The sequence below is a fragment of the Anaerocolumna sp. AGMB13025 genome, from assembly GCF_029689925.1.
Lineage (GTDB): Bacteria > Bacillota > Clostridia > Lachnospirales > Lachnospiraceae > Anaerocolumna.
In genome coordinates this window covers 6,266,775-6,289,310 of record NZ_CP121445.1, presented here as the reverse complement: position 1 = coordinate 6,289,310, position 22,536 = coordinate 6,266,775, and the positions used below count along the sequence as shown (strand labels likewise).

The following is a 22,536-nucleotide window of genomic DNA, read 5'->3' as shown; positions in this document are numbered from 1 at the left end:
GGCAGTATCGCAAGTTACCTGCGATATGCATTGGGTGTAAATATGTATAAAATAAAACCGATTGGGAAAGTAAAGTTTTCCAATGAAAAAACCATCCTATATGTTAATCAAAAATTTCAAAAAGCATTGAAACACGTAGATAAATTTAGCCATATTCATATCTTTTTTATAGCTGGTAATACTGAAAAAAGTAAAATGAATAAAGTTATCCTTAAAATCAAAGAAATTGATTTAAAAAAAGGATGTATTGTATCATCTACAATATTTGATACATATGAGGAAGCTGAATTGGTTGATATTAAGCCGTATTTTCCGAGTGAGGATACGGTAAAACCCACAGTATATTTATCAAAAAAATCAGAAAATTATATAGAAGTTGAAAAGAAGGAAGATTCATTAATTTATGAAGTCAATACCATTGGTGAAATCCGAAATGTAAATGGAGATAATTACATTCAGTTAACTAATATGATAAGTATTGCTGGAAGGTATATTACCGTTTTCTGGTGGTTTCATAAGTTTGATACGGATCGGTATAGGGGTATCACAGAGTGCAACCCGCCTTATGAGGATGCGCCGAGAAGTGGAATTTTTGCTACACGGTCACCCGTCAGACCCAATCCTATCGCAATGACGGTTGCCCGCATTATTAATATTGATATTGAGAGAAAAAGAATATATATAAATGGTATAGAGAGTTTTGACAAGACGCCATGTCTTGGAATAAGTGAATATGACTCCCGAGAGCATTGTGTCCTAGATGCCAGAATTCCGGCATGGCTTAAGCACTGGCCAAAATCCTTTGATGAAGCAATTCCCAATATAGATACCAACGAAATAAAGTTAATAGACAGCAAATTAATTAATTATTTATCTGATCGTAATACCCGCCAGAGAACGAAACAAAAAAGTAAGACCGAACAAAAAACAGTAGCTCCTAAGCAGAGAGAAATCATAGTATATGGAGCAAGAGAAAATAATTTAAAGGGTATTCATGTTCGTATACCCTATGGGAAAATAACAGCAGTCGTGGGGGTTAGCGGAAGTGGGAAATCAAGTCTTGTAAATAATACAATTTATGCGGAGTGTAGAAGGAGGATGGAATATTTAAGTCATAGCAATAGTATTCTTCCGACCCCAAAGGTGGATGAAATGACTGGTTGTATTCCTGCGGTAGTAATTAACCAGAATGCAATACAAGGAAATTCGTTTTCAACGGTCGGAACTTACACAGATGCATATGATTATTTAAGAAATATTTATGCCAGTGTATCGGTGCGTCATTGTCCAACTTGTGGAAATGAAATCATTCCTCTATCCAGAGAGAAGATTCTGACCGTTTTAAGAAGCAATGAGAAGGTTAAAATATTTAATCGTTCCAAGGAATTAATTGTTGGAGAATCTTTAGAAAAGAAGGTTGAGATTGCTTTAGAAGATGGGGAAGGAGCATTTTATGCAGAACTAGATAAAAAAGAAAGACTGCTGTTTCAAACAAAGCAAAAATGTTATCACTGTGATAAACTGCTGTTTCAAATGACACCAGCTACTTTTAGTTACATGGATTCAGATAGCAGGTGTCCGGTTTGTAATGGAACAGGAAAAACCGTCATAGTTGATGAAAATAAGGTGATAGATCACCCGGAATTATCTCTTTTAGATGGTGCTTCCTCCTTTTATGGGAAATTAAGAGCTTTTAAAGAAAATCCAAATGCCAATTGGATGAAGGGTCAGGTATTTGGTCTTGCTGCTGCGAGAAATGTAGATTTAGAAAAGGCGTGGTGTGAGCTGCCGAAAGCATATAAAGAGGCATTGCTGTATGGCACGAAACAGGAGGTAACCTATCACTATCATAATATTAAAAATGGAAGAAAAGGCGAAATAAAGCGTCAGGTAGAAGGAATAATCCCAATGATAGAACGAAGCTATGAAGAGAATTCAACCTCCAGCGGTATCAATAAATATATGACAAAAACTATCTGCAATACCTGCAAGGGAGAGCGATTAGGCATGGAAGGAAGAATAGCAACCCTTCATCAAATCAGATATCCCCAAGCTGCCAAAATGACATTTTATGAAATAAAAGAATTTTGTGAGTCTTTAATAGAAGAATTAAGTGATAACGAGTATGAAAAGATAGAATTTGCTGTCAGTTTATTGATTGAAATTTCTAAGGCTGCGATACAACTGGGAATCGGATATTTACAGTTAAGCCAGGAAACGAGTACCTTATCAGGCGGAGAAGGGCAACGGCTGAAATTGCTTGGAGCTTTTAAAAATCATATCTCAGGCATTTTATATATTTTTGATGAACCCTCAAAAGGTTTACATCCAACTGATTATGCAAAAATAATAAATTTAATTCAAGGGCTTGTAAAGGAAGGAAATACAATTATTATGGTAGAGCATAATGAAGATATGATTCGGATTGCAGATAATATTATTGAAATTGGACCCCTGGCAGGCGAAAGGGGGGGCAGGCTGGTTGGGGAAGGAACTCTTTTAGCTATGCTTACTCACAAGAGTACACAAATTAGTAAGTACATGAATAACGAAGGAATCCTCAAAAAAGTTTCTAAAAAGAATACACTCCCTTTAAACCAAGAGTTCGTTCATATGAAAAAGCTGACCTATAATAATTTGAAAAATATAAGTATACAATTCCCGAAAAAGGCACTTACCTGTATATGCGGAGTAAGTGGAAGTGGTAAATCCTCTTTAATGAAGGGAGAGATTTACAGCCGTGCACAAGGAAGCAGGGAATTTACCGGGGCTGTTCTGGTAGATCAATTGCCAATAGGAAAGACAACAAAATCTATTGTTGCTACTTATATTGGTTTTATGGATTTTATTCGTGGTGAATATGCAGCAACTACGTTATCCCTTCAGAATGGGTGGGATGATAAATATTTCAGCTTTAATAGCCCGTACGGACAATGCGATACCTGTATGGGGGAAGGAAAAATCAAGGTAAAATATACAGAAGGAACCTTGGTACAATGCCCGGATTGTAAGGGGAAAAGGTATAAAAAGAATATTCTTTCCATTTTGTACAGAGGTAAACGAATTGATGAAATTCTTGATATGTCTGTGGAGGAAGCAATTCAATTCTTCGGTGAATCCGGAAAAGCAGTTCAGGTTTTAAAATCGTTGCAGAAAGTTGGACTTGGATATTTAAAACTCGGTCAGGGAACATCTACACTTTCAGGTGGAGAAGCTGCACGGTTAAAGCTAGCAAAAGAGCTGAATACAAAAAGAAATGGCAATATTCTATATCTGTTAGATGAACCAACCACTGGATTACATTTTTCTGATATTGAGAATTTACTGAAATTATTAGAAGAGTTGATTTCTAACGGAAATACAGTCATTTCCATTGAACATAATAAGCAGTTCGTAAATAATTGTGACTGGATAATTGAACTTGGACCAGGAGCTGGAAATGATGGTGGGTATGTGATTAGTCAAGGAGCTGTATGAATAGCCCGGAGATTCTATTAATAAGCAGGTATACCAAAGAATACCAGAGAGAATACCAGAGAAACACCAGAGAGAATATCAGAGTGAATACCAGAGAGAATAGTGAGGTGATGTAAGTTCTGAATCATAATCCATAATTATTATGATGGACATTATTATAATATTTATAACATGATTATTGTATTTTATAGTCGGTTGTTTTGGTATTATTTTACATACCAAAAAAGGAGAATGGAGAAGAAACTTATGGGTAGTTGTAAACAGCATTTTAAGAGATGGATTGCTCTGCTGATGGCGGTTATTGTGTTTGTATCTATGATAGGATTACAGGTGATACAAGTATCGGCAGCAGCAAAGGTAAAAGGGGTTACAATAAGCAAGACTTCCTGCACACTAATCAAAGGAAAGACGGTTACTTTGAAGGCAAAGAAGAATAACACCAAATACAAGGGGGAGCTTGTATGGTCCAGCAGTAATAAGAAGGTTGCTGCCGTAACCTCTAAGGGTGTGGTAAAAGGAATGAAAAACGGAACCGCAATCATTACCGTAACCATTAAGGGAACGAAAATGAAGGCTGCCTGCAAGGTAACAGTAAAAACACCGGCAGCAAAATTAACCCTTAACCAGACCAGTGCAACGTTAAAGGTTGGAGAGACAATAACAATAAAGGGAACCGTATCGCCTAAGACGGCTAGTTATCAAACCCTCTTGTTTAGCAGTTCGGATGAGAACATTGCGAAGGTTTCTTCCAAGGGAGTAATTCAGGGTATAAAGGCTGGTACGGCGACAATTACCGTTAAGCTTAAGAACACAAAATTAATAGCGGTCTGCCAAGTGACAGTGGTGGAACCGCCAAAAAGCAACGAGGCAGTGGTGAACCCGCCGGATGTTGTAACGAATCCCCACCCAGTGGTAGTAAACCCCAGTGAAATTAAATTAAACAAGTCAGAAATCACAATGAATGAAGCAGATACTGCAACACTTATTGCAACGGTATTGCCGGTAAATGCGACAAACAAAACAGTCATTTTTACAAGTTCTAATAATGAGGTGGCAACGGTGAGTGCAGGGGGAGTTGTAACCGGAGTAAAAGAAGGTACTGCAACCATTACTGCAACGGTGCAAGGCACAGCTTTAAATGCTGCTTGCAATGTAACAATAAAAAAGGTAAAATTATCCTATGATGGATATCAATTAAAATGGTCGGATGATTTTGATGGAACCGCATTAAACAGAGCGGATTGGAATGTTGAAACCCACGCACCAGGCTGGGTAAATAGTGAGTTACAGGAATATGCAGACTCCGATGAGAATATATCTGTAAAAGATGGTAAATTGGTAATTAAGCCAATCAAAACAAATGAGGGCGGAGTAGTTTCTTATACATCAGGAAGAATAAATACGCAGAATAAGCATAATTTTACCTATGGTTTGTTTGAGGTAAGAGCCAAAGTTCCTGCCGGGCAGGGATTTCTGCCGGCTTTCTGGATGATGGCAGCAGATGAGAATCTCTATGGTCAGTGGCCAAGATGCGGTGAGCTTGATATTATGGAGATTATGGGACAACAGACGGATAAGCTTTACGGAACCCTTCATTATGGTAATCCCCATAATGAAAGTCAAGGAACTTATATGCTTACAGGAGATAATTTTGCAGATAATTATCACACCTTCTCCTGCGAGTGGGAACCCGGCAAAATCAGATGGTATCTTGACGGCATCCTGTACCACGAAGAAAGTGACTGGTATTCTGCTACGGTGGGACAAGGAACCTTAACCTATCCGGCGCCTTTTGACCAGCCCTTCTATATGATTTTAAATCTTGCTGTAGGCGGAAGCTGGGTAGGCAATCCGGATGCTTCCACAGATTTTAGTAATGCAGCGTATACGATAGATTATGTAAAAGCATATCAAAAGGACAGTTACAATGAAGATGTAACAAAACCAGTTAAGGAAGTTGTGTTAAGAGACCCGGATGTGAACGGAAACTATGTCAATAATGGGGATTTTTCAATACCAGAAGCTTTAAATGATAAGCTTAACTGGGAATGGTTAACTGCCTTAGGGGGAGAAGCAGCAGCGTCCATTGCAGGTAATGAAATAAAAATTACAACCACCAAGGAAGGCACAGCGGATTACAGTGTCCAGTTGGTACAAGCGGGCATTCCACTTGAAAAGGGAGCAACTTACGCCGTCAGCTTTGATGCGAGAGCCTCCCAGGCAAGAAGTTTAAAAACCGCAGTAAAGGCACCAGACCGCGGCTATGCAGAGTATATGAACTCGAAAACGGTTGGCTTAACTACAGAAAACCAATCTTATACCTATGAGTTTAAGATGGAAGGTGATTCAGATGCCAATGGCCGGTTAGAGTTTAACATGGGAGCTAGCGGCTCATCAGCAGATATTTATATCAGCAAGGTGTCAATTAAGAAGACGAAGGCACCAGACCCCAATGAAAAAGAAGTGAAAACCATTTTAGCAGACGGCAATTATATTTATAATGGAGGGTTTCAGGAAGGGGAGAAACGACTTGGTTATTGGGAGATTACCAATCCTTCGAATGCTTTGGTTTCAGTAACCAATGAGAATAACGACCGCAGATTAAAGGTAGTGGTTTTAAACGATGGAGCAAAACCGGAGGATGTTTTAGTCGCTCAATCCGAGCTTGCAATTACAGGCGGTAAAGATTATGCTTTAAGCTTTGATGCGCAGGCAGACGCTCCAAGGGATATAAAAATTGTAGTTGCTGGAGAAGAATACCTCGCTAGTCTCACAACGGATAATAAGTCCTATGAATTTAAAATCATGTTACCGGCAGTCTTGACAAATAAAAACATAGCTTTCTACCTGGGAGAAAAGGGTACCACTTATCTTGATAATGTAAGACTGGTAGAAGACGCAATGATTAAAAATGGCTCCTTTAACGCAGGCTTTGCAGGCTATGAATGGTTTGTAGATGCTTCTGCGGAGGCAGCCAGTGTGGTGGATAGTATTACAGAAGATAATGCTGCGGATATTACCATTAAAAATACCGGCAATGAAGATTGGAAAATCCAGTTAAAGCAGAATAATGTTCCCCTGGAAAAAGGACAATGGTATAAATTAACCTTTAAAGCAAAATCTGATTTAGGAAGAAAAATCCGAGTTATTATGCAGGGTCTGGAAGATAAAGGCTGGGCGGTTTATTCCGGTGAGAATATCGTAACACTTACCAGCAACTATCAGACCTTTGAAAAAGAATTCGTAATGACAGCAGATACAGATCCCCAGGCATTTTTATGCTTTGCCCTTGGAGCAGTTGGCGGTGAAGTGATTACAACCCAGCATAGGGTATGCATTGATGATATCAGCCTGGTAAAGGTGGACGCACCTGAAACCCCGGAAATTGGGGCTGGTGAAAATATGTTAAAAAATGCAGATTTTGCAACCGGCGACCTGACAAACTGGATTGAAACCATTGCAACTTGGATACCGGCAGCGGCTGTACATACAGTATCCGGCAGTGCCATTACCTATCATATTACCAATCCTGGAACTGCGGACTGGCATATACAATTAAAGCAAAGCGGTATCCCCCTGGAAGATGGGCAAACCTACAAAGTAACCTTTGACGTAATGTCTACGGAAGCAAGAGTGATTAAATCCGGAGTTATGAGTACATCCTACGCTTTTTACGGCGGCAGTGATATTACTCTGGAAGGGAATGTCACAAAGAGTGTATCCTATGAATTTACCATGAATAAGGAGGATCCGGCGGCAGATTTCTATATTTCAATGGGAAAGATAGAGGGTGTAGAGACACCGGCATCTGCGATTACCTTATCAAAGCTATCCCTAGTTAAGGTCAGCAAGTAATCCGTAGTAAAAGTAATCTATAGTAAAAGTAATCTGTAGTAAAAGTAACCTGTAGTAAAAGTAATCTGTAGTGAAAGTAATCTGTAGTAAAAGTAAATTTAGTAAAAAGATAGTAGTCAGGTATTTTATCTGATTACTATCTTTTCATGCAATAGACATACGAGGAAAATGCATTCTATTACACAAAAACGCTCCGCTTTTGGAAGTGTACCTTGTGGAGAGGAAGTTATTGCAGCCAGGTCTGCTCAGGTGTGAAAGGGTCAGTAAACGGACGCTTTGTTTTAAAAACTGGAAAAGGGGATATATGAGACTATTGTAAAAACTAAGTTTTAAACAGTAGTATTCATAATAATAAATTATAAAAGGAGAAAAGGCATGCAATATGGTTATTTTGACAATGAAAAAAGAGAGTATGTAATAACGAAACCGGATACCCCTGCGCCATGGGCGAATTACCTGGGTTCCCCAGAATATGGAGCTATTATTTCCAACAATGCGGGGGGTTACAGTTTTGCAAAATCAGGTGCGAATGGAAGAATTCTGCGCTACATATTTAATAGCTTTGACCAGCCAGGTCGTTATATCTATATTCGGGATAATGAAAGCAAAGATTACTGGTCGGCCTCCTGGCAGCCGGTGGGAAAGGATTTAAGCACTTATAAAAGCAAATGCTGTCATGGTACGGCTTATACCAGAATGATTGCAGATTACAGTGGTATTCATTCAGAAGTATGTTATTATGTACCACTGAATCAAGCCTATGAGGTATGGAAGTTACAATTGACCAATGAGTCAGAGAAAGAGAGAGAAGTAACAATTACAGGCTATGCTGAATTCACCAATAACAGTAATTACGAACAGGATCAGGTGAATCTGCAATATTCCATGTTTATTACCAGAACAGAATTTAGAGAAAACCAGATTCGTCAGTTGATTCATGGTAATTTAGATGGTTTGGAAGACGGGAAAGATGTAGATGAAAAAATCGTTACAGAACGTTTTTTTGGTTTGGCAGGTTCAAAGGTTACTTCTTGCTGTGGAGATAAAGAAAAATTTTTAGGAAATTACCGTGGATATGGGAATCCCATAGGGGTAGAAAAGGGAGAACTAAGCGGAGAAATGAATTACAATGGCAATAGCTGTGGAGCATTATCTTCTAAGCTTGTGTTGCAGCCAGGTGAGACTATAAATATGGCATTTATACTGGGAATGAAATACGAAGACGAAAGTAAGGAAATTCTTAAGAAGTATCAGAAGGTTGCTGAGACCTGTGAAAAAGAAGTATCCGAGTTGATTTCCTATTGGCATGAAAAACTTTCCCATCTTCAGGTAAAAACCCCAAGCCAGGAATTTGATACCATGATTAACACCTGGAATTCTTATAACTGTTTTATGACCTTTATCTGGTCCCGGGCTGCCTCCTTTTTCTATTGCGGTCTGCGAAACGGATACGGATACCGGGATACCGTACAGGATATCCAGGGGGTAATACATTTAGCACCGGAAATGGCAGTGGAGAAAATCCGCTTTATGCTATCCGCACAGGTAGACCATGGTGCTGGACTTCCCCTTGTTAAATTTACCCACAAACCGGGTCATGAGGATACACCGGAGGATGCTTCCTATGTAAAAGAAACCGGTCATCCTGAGTACCGTGCAGATGATGCATTATGGCTGTTCCCAACGGTTTATAAATATGTGGCTGAGTCCGGAAATCTTGCCTTTATCGATGAGGTGATTCCCTTTGCCAATAAAGACGAAGGAAGCGTTTATGAACATTTAAAGCGCGCCATTGATTTTTCCATAAAGCACTCAGGTATTCACGGAATGCCGGCAGGTTTATATGCGGACTGGAATGACTGTCTGAGACTTGGCAAAGATGGAGAGTCAACCTTTGTAGCTTTTCAGTTCTATTATGCCATGACAATAATGAAAAAATTTGCTGAGTATAAAGGTGATACGGATTATATTGATTACTTAAATAAACAGCAGAAAGAATTAGCAGTAAAAATCGAAGCCTTATGCTGGAATGAAGACCGGTTTATCAGGGGCTTTACGGATACTGGAGTGGTAATTGGAAAAAGGACCGATCCAGAAGCAAATATGTGGTTAAATCCCCAAAGCTGGAGCGTAATCAGTGGATATGCTAAAAAAGAGCAGGCGGAATTAGCCCTTGATAATGTATTTCATAAGTTAAATACCAAATATGGTGCAATTTTAATGGATCCCCCCTATCATGAACATGCCTTTGCAGGTGCCCTGGGGGTAATTTATAATGCGGGTTCCAAAGAAAATGCAGGGATTTTTTCTCAGCCTCAGGGATGGATCATTCTTGCAGAAGCCTTGAGAGGACAAGGAGAAAGAGCCTTTACCTATTTTATGGAAAATGCACCGGCAGCGCAGAATGAACAGGCTGAAATCCGTACCCTGGAGCCATATTGCTATGGTCAGTTCACAGAAGGAAAGGCAAGCCCGTATTTTGGACGTTCCCATGTTCACTGGCTTACCGGAACCGCGTCCACGGTTATGGTAGGCTGTGTGGAGGGTATTCTTGGTCTTCGCCCGGACTTCTATGGATTAAAAATTGAGCCTGCTATACCTAAGTCATGGGATGCTTTCGAAATCAAAAAGGATTTTAGAGGCAGACAGCTTCATATTCAAGTGAAGAATCCAGGACATGTGGAAAGCGGATGTAAAAAAATGATTGTAAATGGAAAAGAATTAGAAGGTAATTATATTCCGGCAGAATTACTTGAGGACCAAACAGAAATTGTACTTTTTATGTCCTAGTATACTATTTGGATAGGTTATTAATTAATAAACCAAGAAAGACTTTTGAAGGTGATAATCAAAAGAATTTCTTGGTTCTTTATTAATATTAATATATTCATCTGACATTATTGAATACAATATCTATGTATACTATAGAATCTTTATTATCCGGTGTAACTGCTTGATAGCTGGTAACAACAAGATTATCATGATTCCGTAATATTTCTGCAAATAAATATGTGATTACGTTCTCTGTTTCTTTGGGTCTATACTATCCCATTTCATTCTAAAATTCTTTGTGCGGAATTTGTGAGGTGTTAGTCCGGTCTTTTTCTGGAATACTTGTATAAAGTGACTTTGGGAAGAGAAGGAGAGGTAGTTTGCAATATCAATGATGTTATATTCTGAATACTGTAATAGGTTTTTTGCCTTTTCAATCTTCAGATCGATAATATATTGGCTGATGGGTAATCCCATCTCTTTGTGAAACAGTTTGGATAAATAACTTTCAGATAAGTTTAAGTAATCAGCAAGTTCTTTCATGGTAATTCGGTAATGAATATGACTGTAGATGTAGTCAATACAAAGGACAATAGGTTTGGACAGGACCTGACTGCTTCTAAGGATATACATCTGTTTACAAAAATCAAGGCACATAATATCGTGGAGTCTTGCAATCTCAGGAATTGATTTGCAGGCATCCATCTTGTAGATATAAAAATCACTTAAATTGTATGCTTTTTCCTGTTCCATTCCGGCATGTACGCAGTAACGGGTAATCATAGCGGCGGTAACCACAAAGTGATATCTAAGATTCTGCAAGGGCTTTTCTGATAGCTTCCCCATTCCGGCCGGATTTGTAAAGGTATTCCGCTTACAATCTTTTTTTACATATTCCAGGTTTCCATTGGCAATGGCATCATAAAAAGCAAACTCCGTTTCTATGATCCGGTGTCCTTCTAACATTTCATGGTTAATAAATTCACTTCGATACCATTCCTTTGATATATCCATATTAGGTTCTCCCCAGGCAAACCAGCATAATAAAGTTTAATATTAAGTTAGTATTATTTTATCATAAAATAATACTTAAAATCAACACTAGCTTATAGCATGGGAGCAGGTCATCCAAACAACTCTTTCATGATTACACACTGTCAAGTAGTAAAAGGAACATTAATATTGTCGGATGATTTTATCAAGTATTTTATCAAGTATGCAAATGAAAAAACAACTATGAAGTTTGCATTAAAATTAATTAATTTGTTATGATAATAAATGATAGATTGTATTAACTATTTGACCTTTTAGAATCTCATAATTCAAGTTATTGTGTGGAAATGAAGACTTTTCACGGTTCAGAGAATCAACTAAAATACAAGATGCGTATACTTTTTCAGATAAATTGTCAGCAGATGTGCCGTTATTCATAAGTATTTCTACTATTTTTAAGAAGTAATCATTTTCGGAATTGCAAAAGTGCCGGTTAATTTCGGCGTCTTCTATCATCATCATTCTTAATTTTACCAAAGCCTGATTTGCCGCAGCATATATATCGACATAGCAAGAAATCCAATTTTCGATGAAATCAGACAGGTTAAAGGGGTTTGGTAAGGATTCAAGTTTTTCAAATAGAAGTTTAGATCGGGAATCGAGATATTGATCGAATGCAGCAATAAATATATCACGCTTGTCCTTGAAATAACTATATAATGCTCCAATTGAGATACCGGCGTGTTTCGCAATTTCTATGGTGTTAGTTCCATAATATCCCTTTTCACAAAAAAGCTCAAAACCGACATTTAAAATTTTCTCTAGTTTTTCTATTGACCGGTTTTGTACGGGTTTTCTTACTTTACTCATCTACATTACCTCTTTCTTTTATTGAATAATTATACTTCTGATACAGCAATCGGTCAATATAATACGAAGGATTATTCACATTATATTGACAAGCAAGATATATCATGTTACTCTAAAAACATGAAGCATTATTCGCATTTTAGATTGATATGAAAGTTGAATCTATTTCATAAAATATCTTTCGCGGGATATGAGGAACCCACCCATGGTTCTGTCTGGCATGATAAAGCTTCAAAGTGCTAGAGCTTTTATTAACAGAGATTGGAGAAAAAATATGGATTTTTTAGAATTGGTAAAAAGCAGGTGTACAACACGCGGATTTAAGAATAAAGCGATAGAGAAAAACGACCTTATTCATATTTTATCTGCCGGACGTGTTGCACCGACAGCGTGTAACAGGCAGCCACAAAGAATTATTGTTGTTCAGCAGCCAGACAATATAATCAAGCTGCAAAAAGCATATAAAACTTTTGGTGCACCATGTGTTCTCATTGTGTGTCAGGATAAAAGAAATGCCTTAATACGTCCCTTTGATGGAAAGTGCTCAGGTGATTTGGATATTGGTATTATTTGTGATCATATGATGTTAGCGGCAAGGGAACTGAATATCGGTAGTGTTATGGTTGGACTGTTTGATCCCGAAATTGTTCGAAAAGATTTTGATATACCGGACTACATAGAACCTACTGCACTGCTGATCTTAGGATATCCTGAGAAAGGCTTTTTAAATCCAGAACGTCATGACACGGAAAGAAGACCGCTTACAGATACAATAATGTATGAAAAATACAATGAAGAGAATAAGTAAGCATCATAAATCAATTCATAATCACAATTAACTTATTGCATTAAGACTTGATAAGTTAAATAATTATTATTGTCTAAAAGCATAGATTCCTGTTGAAAACTTCTGGAAAAAAATATACAATTATATAACACCCTGAATTACAGGATTGTATGTTTTCCCAGAAGTTTTTTGATAGGATATCAAAAGAGAATATACATATCAGAGCGCTGCACCATAGACACCAGTAAATAATAAACGATTATGAGGACAAAGGTGAGAGAATGAACAAAAGAATTGGTATTAAGAATGCGGTATCAAAACGAAAGATTAGTTGTGTTTTACTTATAATTTGCCTTATGTTGTTAACTGCCTGTATGTCACGGGAGGAAAGGGAATTAGCAAGTAAGAATGAAGCATTAGCCAAGACCATTGTACAGGAGTATTTAGATTTAAATTATGGAAGCGGAGAAGTTACGTCTGAAATGTGTTTAATTATAAAGAATGATGATAAATTGTCTTTTCTTGCTACAAAAAGACCCAGTTCATATGTAAGAGTTTCCGTCTTGGTAAATAAAAAAGAGTTTCAAGTCTTTACCAATATAGAAACAGGTCAATGTTACGACAATTATAATGATGAATTGATTGCGGAGGATTTTAAAAACTATGCAATAGATACTTTATCTATTGATAATCCATATGAAATCGAACTTCATTACTACCGGAAGGGTTTATATGAAGAATTGATAGGCGGTGACAATGTCAATTTTGCGGAATATGGCATCAAGTCAGCAGAAGATTTATTTAAAAATAATCAGTACGATATTTATTTAGAATGTAAATATATTGACAGTGATATGGACTTCGGAAGTATTGATACCAAAGGCTTTTTTCCGGCAGCAGAGGTATCTGATATATATCTGGCACTAATTAATTTTCGCAGCAAGGATAGATATAATAACGGTAATTTAATATCACATCGCTCTTATTATAGATTATCTGGTCCTGAATATGGATATAGGGCAAGTGATATTATCACTTCCTATAGAGTAAGAAATTACGATGAAGATTCAGATACTTACATTTACGACGATACTGTATTTTGCAGTTATTCCCGTTATCGTTCAGAGACTATGAATGGCATAGAATTCGTTTGGAATGAGCGTGCTTATGCTTTAGATTTAAAAGAAATACCTGCTGAAAAAGAGATTAAAAAGGAGAAAGAGACCTATCATTCCATAGACGGAAAAGCGGTATCAGTGGTGTGTACACCACTTCTAGTGAATAAATATGGTATGGACGATAGTATTCATTTTTATTTTGATAAATCCAAGACAAAAAATAAATTAATTATAGATGAAAGAAATGGTAACCCCGAGGGTTTTATAAAAGTATATATGTACGGGTCAGGATTGCGGGATGCGGACTACTTATTTGATTTTAAGATGATGCATGACGATGTTGAATCCTTTACCGTTGGTTTATATAAAGAAGAATAATAGAGACGCGACCAATAAATATAATGAGCAAATAAAGCTTAAAGCTATTACATAAAATCTTTAAAAATCTCCTTTATCATTTGAGTAGATGGATAAGTTTGTCACATCTTCAATAAATTTATTCTATTTGATTATTAAAGGAGATATTCCGATTATATTTAACCCAATGGAATGGACAAGAGGATTTATTTATGAAAACAACGATATATTTTATAGAGCTCAGTGAACATGAGAATTTGAAAGAATATGAGAAATTCATAAAGTTTGTGTCACCAAAGAGACAATTACAAATAGATAAATTTAGATTTGATATAGACAAGAAGCTCAGCCTGTTCTCTGATTTATTTGTCCGTTATTCTGCGTGTAAAGCATTGGATTTAAAAAACTCTGATTTACTTTTTGATAAGAATACTTATGGTAAACCATACTTAGTTGGATATCCGGACTTCCATTATAATATTTCCCACACAAGATATGCAATCGCAATTGGTTTATCAGAAACTCCAATTGGTGTTGATATTGAGAAAAATAAAGCAGCGGACTTACAAATTGCTGAGCGGTTTTTCAGTAAGGGTGAGCAGCAATATATCTTGTCAGACAATCAAAAGCAGGAAACGTTATTTTATGAAATATGGACTAAAAAAGAAGCCTATATCAAATGGCTTGGCAAAGGACTAGCAATTCCTCTAAATACCTTTGATGTAACCGATACCCAGATAGGCAGGATGTTTAACACCATTGAAATCAATGATTATTTGGTTTCGGTATGTAACAGAGAAGAATTTAATTATATGGAATTCTTACAATTAAATGAAAATCAGGTATCTATATTACTATCAGAGTTTATAGAAAACACCTAAATCAGAATGAAATTTTAAAGTCACAAAAAGTTTAAAGTTGAAATTGTTATAGCTTACTTAACAAAGTAAAGCTGAGAGCAATAATTTTTACAGTCTGATAAATGGCAGCTGTAATTTAAAGCGAGGGTACACATGAATGAAGAATATATAAATTTAACTACAGAAAACCTTAACAAGGAGCATTTATGCTGCATTATCCGTAGTAAAAAGTCACATCCGGGTATTGATGCAAAGCGGCAATGGCTTTCAGACCGGCTTAAGGAAGGTCATGTCTTTAGAAAGTTAAATGAAAAAGCTACGGTTTTCATTGAATATGCTCCTCTTGAAACTGCGTGGGTTCCTATTGCCGGTGACAATTATTATTATGTTTATTGTTTATGGGTTTCTGGCAGTTACAAAGGTAAAGGGTATGGGAAAGAGTTAATGGAGTATTGCTTGGCGGATGCCAAAGAAAAGGGTAAATCGGGCATCTGTATGCTTGGAGCAGAAAGGCAAAAAGCATGGCTTACGGACCAGTCATTTGCAAAAAAGTTTGGCTTTGAGGTGGTTGATTCTACCGATAATGGTTATCAATTGCTGGCACTTTCTTTGGATGGAACAGCTCCGAAGTTTACACAAAATGCAAAAAACTCAAAAATTGAAAACAAAGAGCTGACCATTTATTATGATATGCAATGTCCCTTTGTCAATCAGAATATTGAGATAATCAAACAGTATTGTGAGTTGAATAAGGTTCTGGTGTCTTTAATTCAGGTGGATACGCTGCAAAAAGCAAAGGAATTGCCTTGTGTTTTCAATAATTGGGGTGTTTTTATAAAGGAAATTTTGAGACAGTTAATTTGTTATTAGATATCCAAAACTTAAAGAGAATACTAAAAAAATGAAGTCATGAAGATAATTTATGAAATAAAGAAAAATAATTAGATACTTAATGAATCGAATTATAATTTCGGTTTTTTCGTTGCTTATTCATATTTTATAATAAAACAGTAGAATGAAATAGTTATTCCAAATACATAAAGTGAATATGTTATTACATTGGCTCGCGCAAACAAAACGTTTTGTACGGGCTTTTTTCTATACCCGTTATAAGTGTCGGGCATTAGCGGTTGCGAAGAAATTTTACGAAAAATTTGCAGACACGAAAGAAAAGATTACTTGACAAATATTGCAAATAATTGTAAATTAATAGTGGAATATGTTGTAATTATATGTAAGCATATGTAATTATATGCAAAATATGCAGCTATATATTTTATATCCAGCTATATGCAAGATATACAGCATATTTAATTATATAACATCAGCATATACCGGTATATTCAAGTTAGCATATACATAAACATGCATATGCAACCAATTATGAGGAGGGTATAACTATGTTTGAAAAGGACAAAGACAACGAAAGGATCAGACAAAAGGACTTACAGGTATCACTAATCATATGCACCCACAATAATTTTGACGGTCTAAAGGACACTCTTGATGGCATCTACCAGATGAGCTATGAATTTCATGAAATTATTGTATTTGATGATGCCAGCACAGATAATACGTCGGATAAGACAATGTATTATTTTGGCGACAAACCTAATTTTACTTTGGTAACTTACACCAATCAAAAAGGATTTCCTGCTGCCAGGAATGAAGGTATCCTAAGAGCAAAAGGAGATTACATCCTGTTTCTGGATGCGGGATTTCTTATTACAGAAGACTCCTTAACTACCCTGCTTGAGGAATGTCCCCATTACAGCATTGTTTATCCAAAGATTACCAGGTTAACGACTGAGGACTACGCAAGATTTGAAAAAGCACATGAAAAATACATAAAGTTTTCCTACTGTTATCTTATTCAAAAAAGCGGCTTATACTGCTTTAACGGGTTATTCTATGATACAACCCTTGAAGAACCTGTCTGTGACTTTGATTTTTTCTGCAGAGCCCATGTATTTGGCTTGTCTTCCTATTTCGTAAATACTGCACAAGTAAAAGTTTCAGAAGCAGCCAGGGAAAAACTAAATGGCTCTGAACACTTTACTGACAGCAATAAAGCTTTAATGGAAAGCTGCGACCTGTTTAAAGCAATATACCATGATATGGGGACCTTAGAAACGATTCAATTCGTGCTGGAAGGATTAAACTATAAAGAAAATATTATAATCAAATCTATTCTTGGCTTACCCGATAAAGTTAACTACATAAATAAGAAGAGAGCAGAGTTATTAGATAATAACAATTCCTTCTATTACAGATATAGGGATTCCTATTTTAAGAATTTAAGTGATAAGCACTTCACCCTGATTGAAATAACCAATTCCTGCATTAATAAATGTTCCGGCTGTTCCCGTGCAGTTAGTCTGCTGAAACAGCACCAATATATGACTTTGGAGGAAATTGAGACTGCCTTAAAATCCCTTGAAGGTTGGACACGTCCGGTAGGAATCTTTGGTGGTGAACCAACGCTCCATCCTGACTTTCCACAAGTTTGTGAACTGCTAAGTAAATATTTCCCTAAAGAACAAAGAGCAATATTTACGTGCGGCGGCAGCAAATACGAAAAATATAAGGACATGATTGAGGAAACCTTTGGTGTCATTAACTTCAATGACCACAAAACGCCCTCGTTACATCAACCGATTCTGGTATCTGGTTATGAGGTGATTGATGATAAAAAAATGTGTGATGTCTTAATACGCCGCTGTTGGGTTCAACAGATTTACTGTCATATCATTACAAAGCGAGGAGCATTTTTCTGTGAAATAGCATCCACTATCGACCTGCTGCATAATGGTCAGAGCGGTGTTAAGGTTACCCCGGGCTGGTGGAAGCGGGATGCAACACAATGGAAGGATCAAATTACGAATAATTGCAGAAATTGCGGCTGTTGTCTGCCCCTTGCTGCAATTCCAGATAACTCAGCGAGGGAAATTATAAGCGGTGAACAGTATAAGACACTAAAGGACAATATCAGTGAAAAAAATAGCACAATAGATATTTACGATGAAATGCATGATACCATGTCAATTTTTAATACTGCAAAAGAGTCAACGAAAGAAAACTATGCCCTAAGAAATAGTAAGTCCTATTGGTATAAAGAAAATTGGCTGGATTCAAGGAGACGAGAGGATTATGAGAAAATGTTCCACCAATAAAAATAAAATCAACCCTAAAGTTGATGAGAACTATCCGCCTTCGGATAAACTAGACATTCCCTCAAAAGCCTCGTATGCTTTTGGGGGGACAATAGACAGCTTTGGCCGTTGGTTATACAGTGGACTTGCCAATCAGGTTTATGTTACTTATTTTAAACTGGCCCCATCTAGTCTTAGTATTGCATTGTTTTTATCCTGTTTCGTAGAAGCATTTACAGATCCATTATTTGGATGGCTTTCCGATAATACAAGATCGAAGTGGGGAAGACGCAGACCCTATATCTTATTCGGTTCTCTGGCAGCAGGTGCTGCGCTGCCCTTTTTATTCACGGCATCAAAACACTGGGATAAAGATATGGTATTTTTATATATGATACTTTCTTCCTGCCTTTATATGCCGTTAGTAAGTGCCTGCAATATGCCCTATCAGAGCTTGGGAGCTGAAATGACGCCGGATTATAATGAACGCACCAGTGTTATGTCCTGGAAAGCAGTGGTTCAGACGATAGCGTTAATGATGGTTTCCTGGGCCTGGTGGTTTGCCAGCCGGCCAATCTTTAACGACAAGGGAACTGGTCAGCTAAACCTTGCAAAAGGTGCTGCCTGGGCAGGGGCAATTGCCGGATGTATTATGATTCTTTCCGGAGTTTTATGCTTTTGCTTTACCCGTGAGCGATACTACCAAAAGGCACTGGCACAAAATAAAGTTGGTTTTGCTAAAATGATGAAACAAACGTTTCGCTGCAAACCCAATCTTATACTTTTAGGAGCGGTACTACTGTTCTCCATTCCGACGGCTTTGTTTAATAACTTAGGGTTTTATGTACAGACTTATTATGTATTCTCTGGTGATGCAGTGGCAGCTTCTGCAATAAATGGATGGTCCGGTGTGAGTTTTGGTGTCTTTAGTTTAGTAGGCATACCAGTGGCAACAGCCTTATCAGCAAAGCTTGGTAAGCGTGATGCACTTAAAATTATATTCCTCTGTTGCGGAAGTGCCTTTTTATTAAGTTATTGGCTTTATACCCCAGCTCTTCCGTGGCTTTGTATTATCTGCAGTGGTCTATATGGTATTAGTGCCACAGGTGTATGGGTTATACTGCCCTCTATGAGTGCAGATGTTATTGATTATGATGAATTATCCACCCATGAGCGGCGTGAAGGGGCATTTAGCGCCTCCTTTTCCTGGGTACTTAAAGTTGGTATGGCGCTGAGCATGCTAATCGTTGGTCCTATCTTAGGTCTGGCTGGATTTGATAGTAATATTAAACTCCAATCTGCCGGTACCATACAAACAATCCGGCTATTGTATGCTGGACTGCCTTTGGCAGCATGTATTTTGGCTTTTACCGTTATTGCTCTTTATCCACTTACCCAGGAACAAATGCTTAAAATACGATATGAACTGGAAAAACGCAGAGGCCAAGTTTAACTTTCTGCATAGGATAATAAAAAAACAAAGGTATCAGGACAGCAAATCTTGATACCTTTGTTTTAAATTTGAAAGAATGCAGCCATATTAACGATTGTTCGATTATTTTAGCTATTTCATTAGCCGTTTTAGTCAATCAGAATTTCAGCCAATGTTTAAGTTTATACTTATTATTTTATCCATTGGTTAACTATAAGATAACACTACCGAGTATTCAATCGTAAAGATCGTGTCACGTTTTGTCTCTGCAAAATCAGAACTGTTTTACTGAAACATAATGAAGAATTTGATACAAAAACTCATTGCACATATCCAGGTTGACATATCATTAAATGATATATATTATATATAATATAAAACTGGACATGTTTGACATATAAGAAGCATTCTTTATATAAAAATGACCGGTTAAAATACTAATGTATTGAGAGGTGGAGTACATGAAGAAAGAATCCTTATACGAAAAAATCTACAATGATATTGTTGAGGGAATCAGGACGAAGAAATACTTACCCGGAAGCAGACTGCCTTCGGAGAAGGAATTATCCGAACAATATAAGGTAAGCAGAATTACCAGTAAGAAAGCATTGGAGATGTTGTCGGAGCAAAACCTGATTTTAAGAATGCCAGGGAAAGGATCTTTTGTATCAGATGAAACACAGGATACAGATTTCGGACAGATAGCGGGTAATAAACATAACGGTCAAGGGAAGAATATAGGTGTAATTATGGATGCATTTGGTGCAAGTTATGGTTATCAGCTTTTATTAGGCATTGAGCGGGAATGTAAAAAGCACAAATTAAACTTTATATTAAAATGCACTTACGGCAGTAAAAGGTCGGAAACAGAAGCAATCGAAGAATTATTAAATATAGGGGTATCCGGTATTATCATCATGTGCGTCCACGATGAAACCTATAATGAGGAAGTACTTAAGCTTACGGTGGAGAATTTTCCTATTGTGCTGATTGATAGGAAATTACAAGGAATTCCCATTCCTTATGTTGGCACAGACAATTATAAAGCTGCGAAAGAGTTAACGCAGTGGCTGTTTGATCATGGCCATACAAATATCTGTTTTGTCACCCATGTTTCTTTGCAGACTCCTACAATTTTAGAACGTAAAAATGGATTTGTTGACAGTCATCTGGAACATAATATTATAACCAATGAAACCATGTGGATTACTAATCTGAAATCCATGCTTCCATCTGCATCCGGTTTGGAGCAGTCAAATAAATTTTTGGATTTGGACCAAATCAAAGAATACATTATTAAGAACCCGGATACGACAGCTTTTTTTGCGGTGGAATATACCGTAGGGATTCTGGTTTATAAAGCTTTAAAAGTGCTGGGACTGGAAAAAGAAAAGGCGGTTGTATTTTTTGATGGAATTGATGAACGCTATGATCCCCAGCCGGTCTTCACCAGAGTGAAACAGGACGAATATAATATTGGGACGAAGAGCGTGGACTTGATTGTTGATAAGATGAATGGAAAAGCTGGTTCGGAGACAATTCTGGTTCCCTATGAAATTGTGGAAGGTAAAAAATAGGCTAACATGTTTTATAAGATTAAAAACCCTTATTTCGTGATATGAAATGAAATAAGGGTTTTCTTTTTTGTCATGAATAATAAGATGAATGGTATAAATGTAATAAATGATATAAATAATATAATTAATGTATTGACAATTGATTCGCAAAATGTTAGTATATGGATACAATTAACAAGCAAAACATAAATAAACCGTAATAAGTATACAATATACATAATGTATTGTGAACTGATATTGAAAATCATAAAAGCATTAATTAAATTATTTATATTTTTTAATATGGTGAAATGGTATAAATGATATATATATTGGTGATTTATACATGATTAAACTGTTTTTTTATGATTAAACTGCTTTTTTTATGATTAAACTTGCTTGTTATATAGGAAAGGAGATGGAAGTTTGAAAGTAAAAAGCCGTGCAGCTACCAAGCAAAATTTTATTGGAAAGTTATTTGTTGCACCTCCGGTAATTTTGTTTTTTGTATTTACCCTTTTTCCAATGATAATGGCAATCGCATTAAGTTTTACGGATTATGACATTATTAACATGCCAAGATTTGTTGGATTCAAGAATTTCCAAAAAATAATACAGGATGAGTTCTTTTGGATTTCTCTGAAAAACACTTGTTATTATACGGTCTTATATGTGCCTGCCGGATTGTTTTTATCCCTTGGCGCGGCGTTGTTTTTAAATTCTGAAAGAAGAATGGTTGGGTTATTCCGGACTTTGTTTTATTTACCGGTACTTTCTTCCAGCGTAGCAACCGCTACGTTATGGTTCTGGATATTAAATCCTCAGTTAGGTCTCTTAAATGGAATCTTAAGTATATTCCATATCGATGGACCTGCGTGGTTATATGATTCTAAGCTAGCTATGCTTGCTATTGTAATGATGAGTTTATGGGCAGGTTTCGGTGGAAATATGATGATTTTTTTATCTGGTTTAAAAGGTATTCCGCAAATCTATTATGAAGCAGCCAGGGTAGAGGGTGCCGGCAGGTGGCAGATGTTTAGGTTAATAACTATGCCATCACTTACCAAAACCACATTTTTGGTATCTACAATGCTGATTATAGGTACTTTGCAGGTATTTGACCAGGCTTTCATATTAACAAAAGGCGGACCGGGGAATGCAACAATCACCTTGGTTTATTACATATATAACAGCGGCTTTAAAAACCTGAATATGGGTTATGCGTCCAGTATTTCACTTGTATTATTTTTGATTATTTTAGCTATGACCGTTCTTAACCAGAAAATCAATAAAGCAGATATCTAAAA

At 36.8% G+C, this 22,536-nt stretch carries 12 protein-coding genes and 1 pseudogene; 11 read left to right on the top strand and 2 right to left on the bottom strand.

Annotated elements, in window-relative coordinates; translation table 11 throughout:
• The first annotated feature begins 42 nt into the window (after positions 1-42).
• The 3 genes from QA584_RS26300 to QA584_RS26290 all read left to right on the top strand — a co-directional run bounded on the left by QA584_RS26300 (position 43) and on the right by QA584_RS26290 (position 10,122).
• Positions 43-3,477, top strand: coding sequence for a TrmO family methyltransferase domain-containing protein (locus tag QA584_RS26300; RefSeq protein WP_278272064.1), 3,435 nt, complete (start codon positions 43-45; stop codon positions 3,475-3,477).
• 246 nt (positions 3,478-3,723) lie between these two features.
• The gene (locus tag QA584_RS26295) at positions 3,724-7,332 is read left to right on the top strand and encodes a carbohydrate binding domain-containing protein (protein WP_278272063.1); all 3,609 of its coding nucleotides are present in this window, start codon (positions 3,724-3,726) and stop codon (positions 7,330-7,332) included.
• Positions 7,333-7,707: 375 nt separating this feature from the next.
• Complete coding sequence (locus QA584_RS26290; RefSeq protein ID WP_278272062.1) at positions 7,708-10,122, top strand: GH36-type glycosyl hydrolase domain-containing protein; 2,415 nt, start codon at positions 7,708-7,710, stop codon at positions 10,120-10,122.
• A 225-nt stretch (positions 10,123-10,347) separates the two neighbouring features.
• On the opposite strand, the gene QA584_RS26285 is transcribed toward QA584_RS26290, so the two are convergent.
• Both QA584_RS26285 and QA584_RS26280 read right to left on the bottom strand, forming a co-directional pair.
• Positions 10,348-11,118, bottom strand: a complete 771-nt coding sequence (locus tag QA584_RS26285) for a helix-turn-helix transcriptional regulator (protein WP_278272061.1) — start codon at positions 11,116-11,118, stop codon at positions 10,348-10,350.
• Positions 11,119-11,370: 252 nt separating this feature from the next.
• Positions 11,371-11,967: a TetR/AcrR family transcriptional regulator gene (locus QA584_RS26280; RefSeq protein WP_278272060.1), complete on the bottom strand. Its 597-nt coding sequence runs from the start codon at positions 11,965-11,967 to the stop codon at positions 11,371-11,373.
• 274 nt (positions 11,968-12,241) lie between these two features.
• Between QA584_RS26280 and QA584_RS26275 the strand changes: the two genes are divergently transcribed.
• The 8 genes and pseudogenes from QA584_RS26275 (at position 12,242) to QA584_RS26240 (ending at position 22,534) form a co-directional block, all read left to right on the top strand.
• The gene (locus QA584_RS26275; RefSeq protein ID WP_278272059.1) at positions 12,242-12,775 is read left to right on the top strand and encodes a nitroreductase family protein; all 534 of its coding nucleotides are present in this window, start codon (positions 12,242-12,244) and stop codon (positions 12,773-12,775) included.
• 260 nt (positions 12,776-13,035) lie between these two features.
• The gene (locus QA584_RS26270; protein WP_278272058.1) at positions 13,036-14,250 is read left to right on the top strand and encodes a hypothetical protein; all 1,215 of its coding nucleotides are present in this window, start codon (positions 13,036-13,038) and stop codon (positions 14,248-14,250) included.
• A gap of 191 nt (positions 14,251-14,441) precedes the next feature.
• Positions 14,442-15,110, top strand: a complete 669-nt coding sequence (locus QA584_RS26265) for a 4'-phosphopantetheinyl transferase family protein (RefSeq protein ID WP_278272057.1) — start codon at positions 14,442-14,444, stop codon at positions 15,108-15,110.
• Between the two features lie 132 nt (positions 15,111-15,242).
• A pseudogene (locus QA584_RS26260) lies at positions 15,243-15,994 on the top strand (GNAT family N-acetyltransferase).
• Positions 15,995-16,489: 495 nt separating this feature from the next.
• Complete coding sequence (locus QA584_RS26255) at positions 16,490-18,262, top strand: glycosyltransferase (RefSeq protein ID WP_278272056.1); 1,773 nt, start codon at positions 16,490-16,492, stop codon at positions 18,260-18,262.
• Positions 18,240-19,694, top strand: a complete 1,455-nt coding sequence (locus tag QA584_RS26250) for an MFS transporter (protein WP_278272055.1) — start codon at positions 18,240-18,242, stop codon at positions 19,692-19,694. The genes QA584_RS26255 and QA584_RS26250 overlap by 23 nt, the downstream gene beginning before the upstream one ends.
• Positions 19,695-20,134: 440 nt before the next feature.
• Entirely contained in the window at positions 20,135-21,250 is a 1,116-nt protein-coding gene (locus QA584_RS26245; protein WP_278272054.1) for a GntR family transcriptional regulator, read from the top strand.
• Between the two features lie 405 nt (positions 21,251-21,655).
• Positions 21,656-22,534: a carbohydrate ABC transporter permease gene (locus tag QA584_RS26240; RefSeq protein WP_278272053.1), complete on the top strand. Its 879-nt coding sequence runs from the start codon at positions 21,656-21,658 to the stop codon at positions 22,532-22,534.
• Positions 22,535-22,536 lie beyond the last annotated feature (2 nt).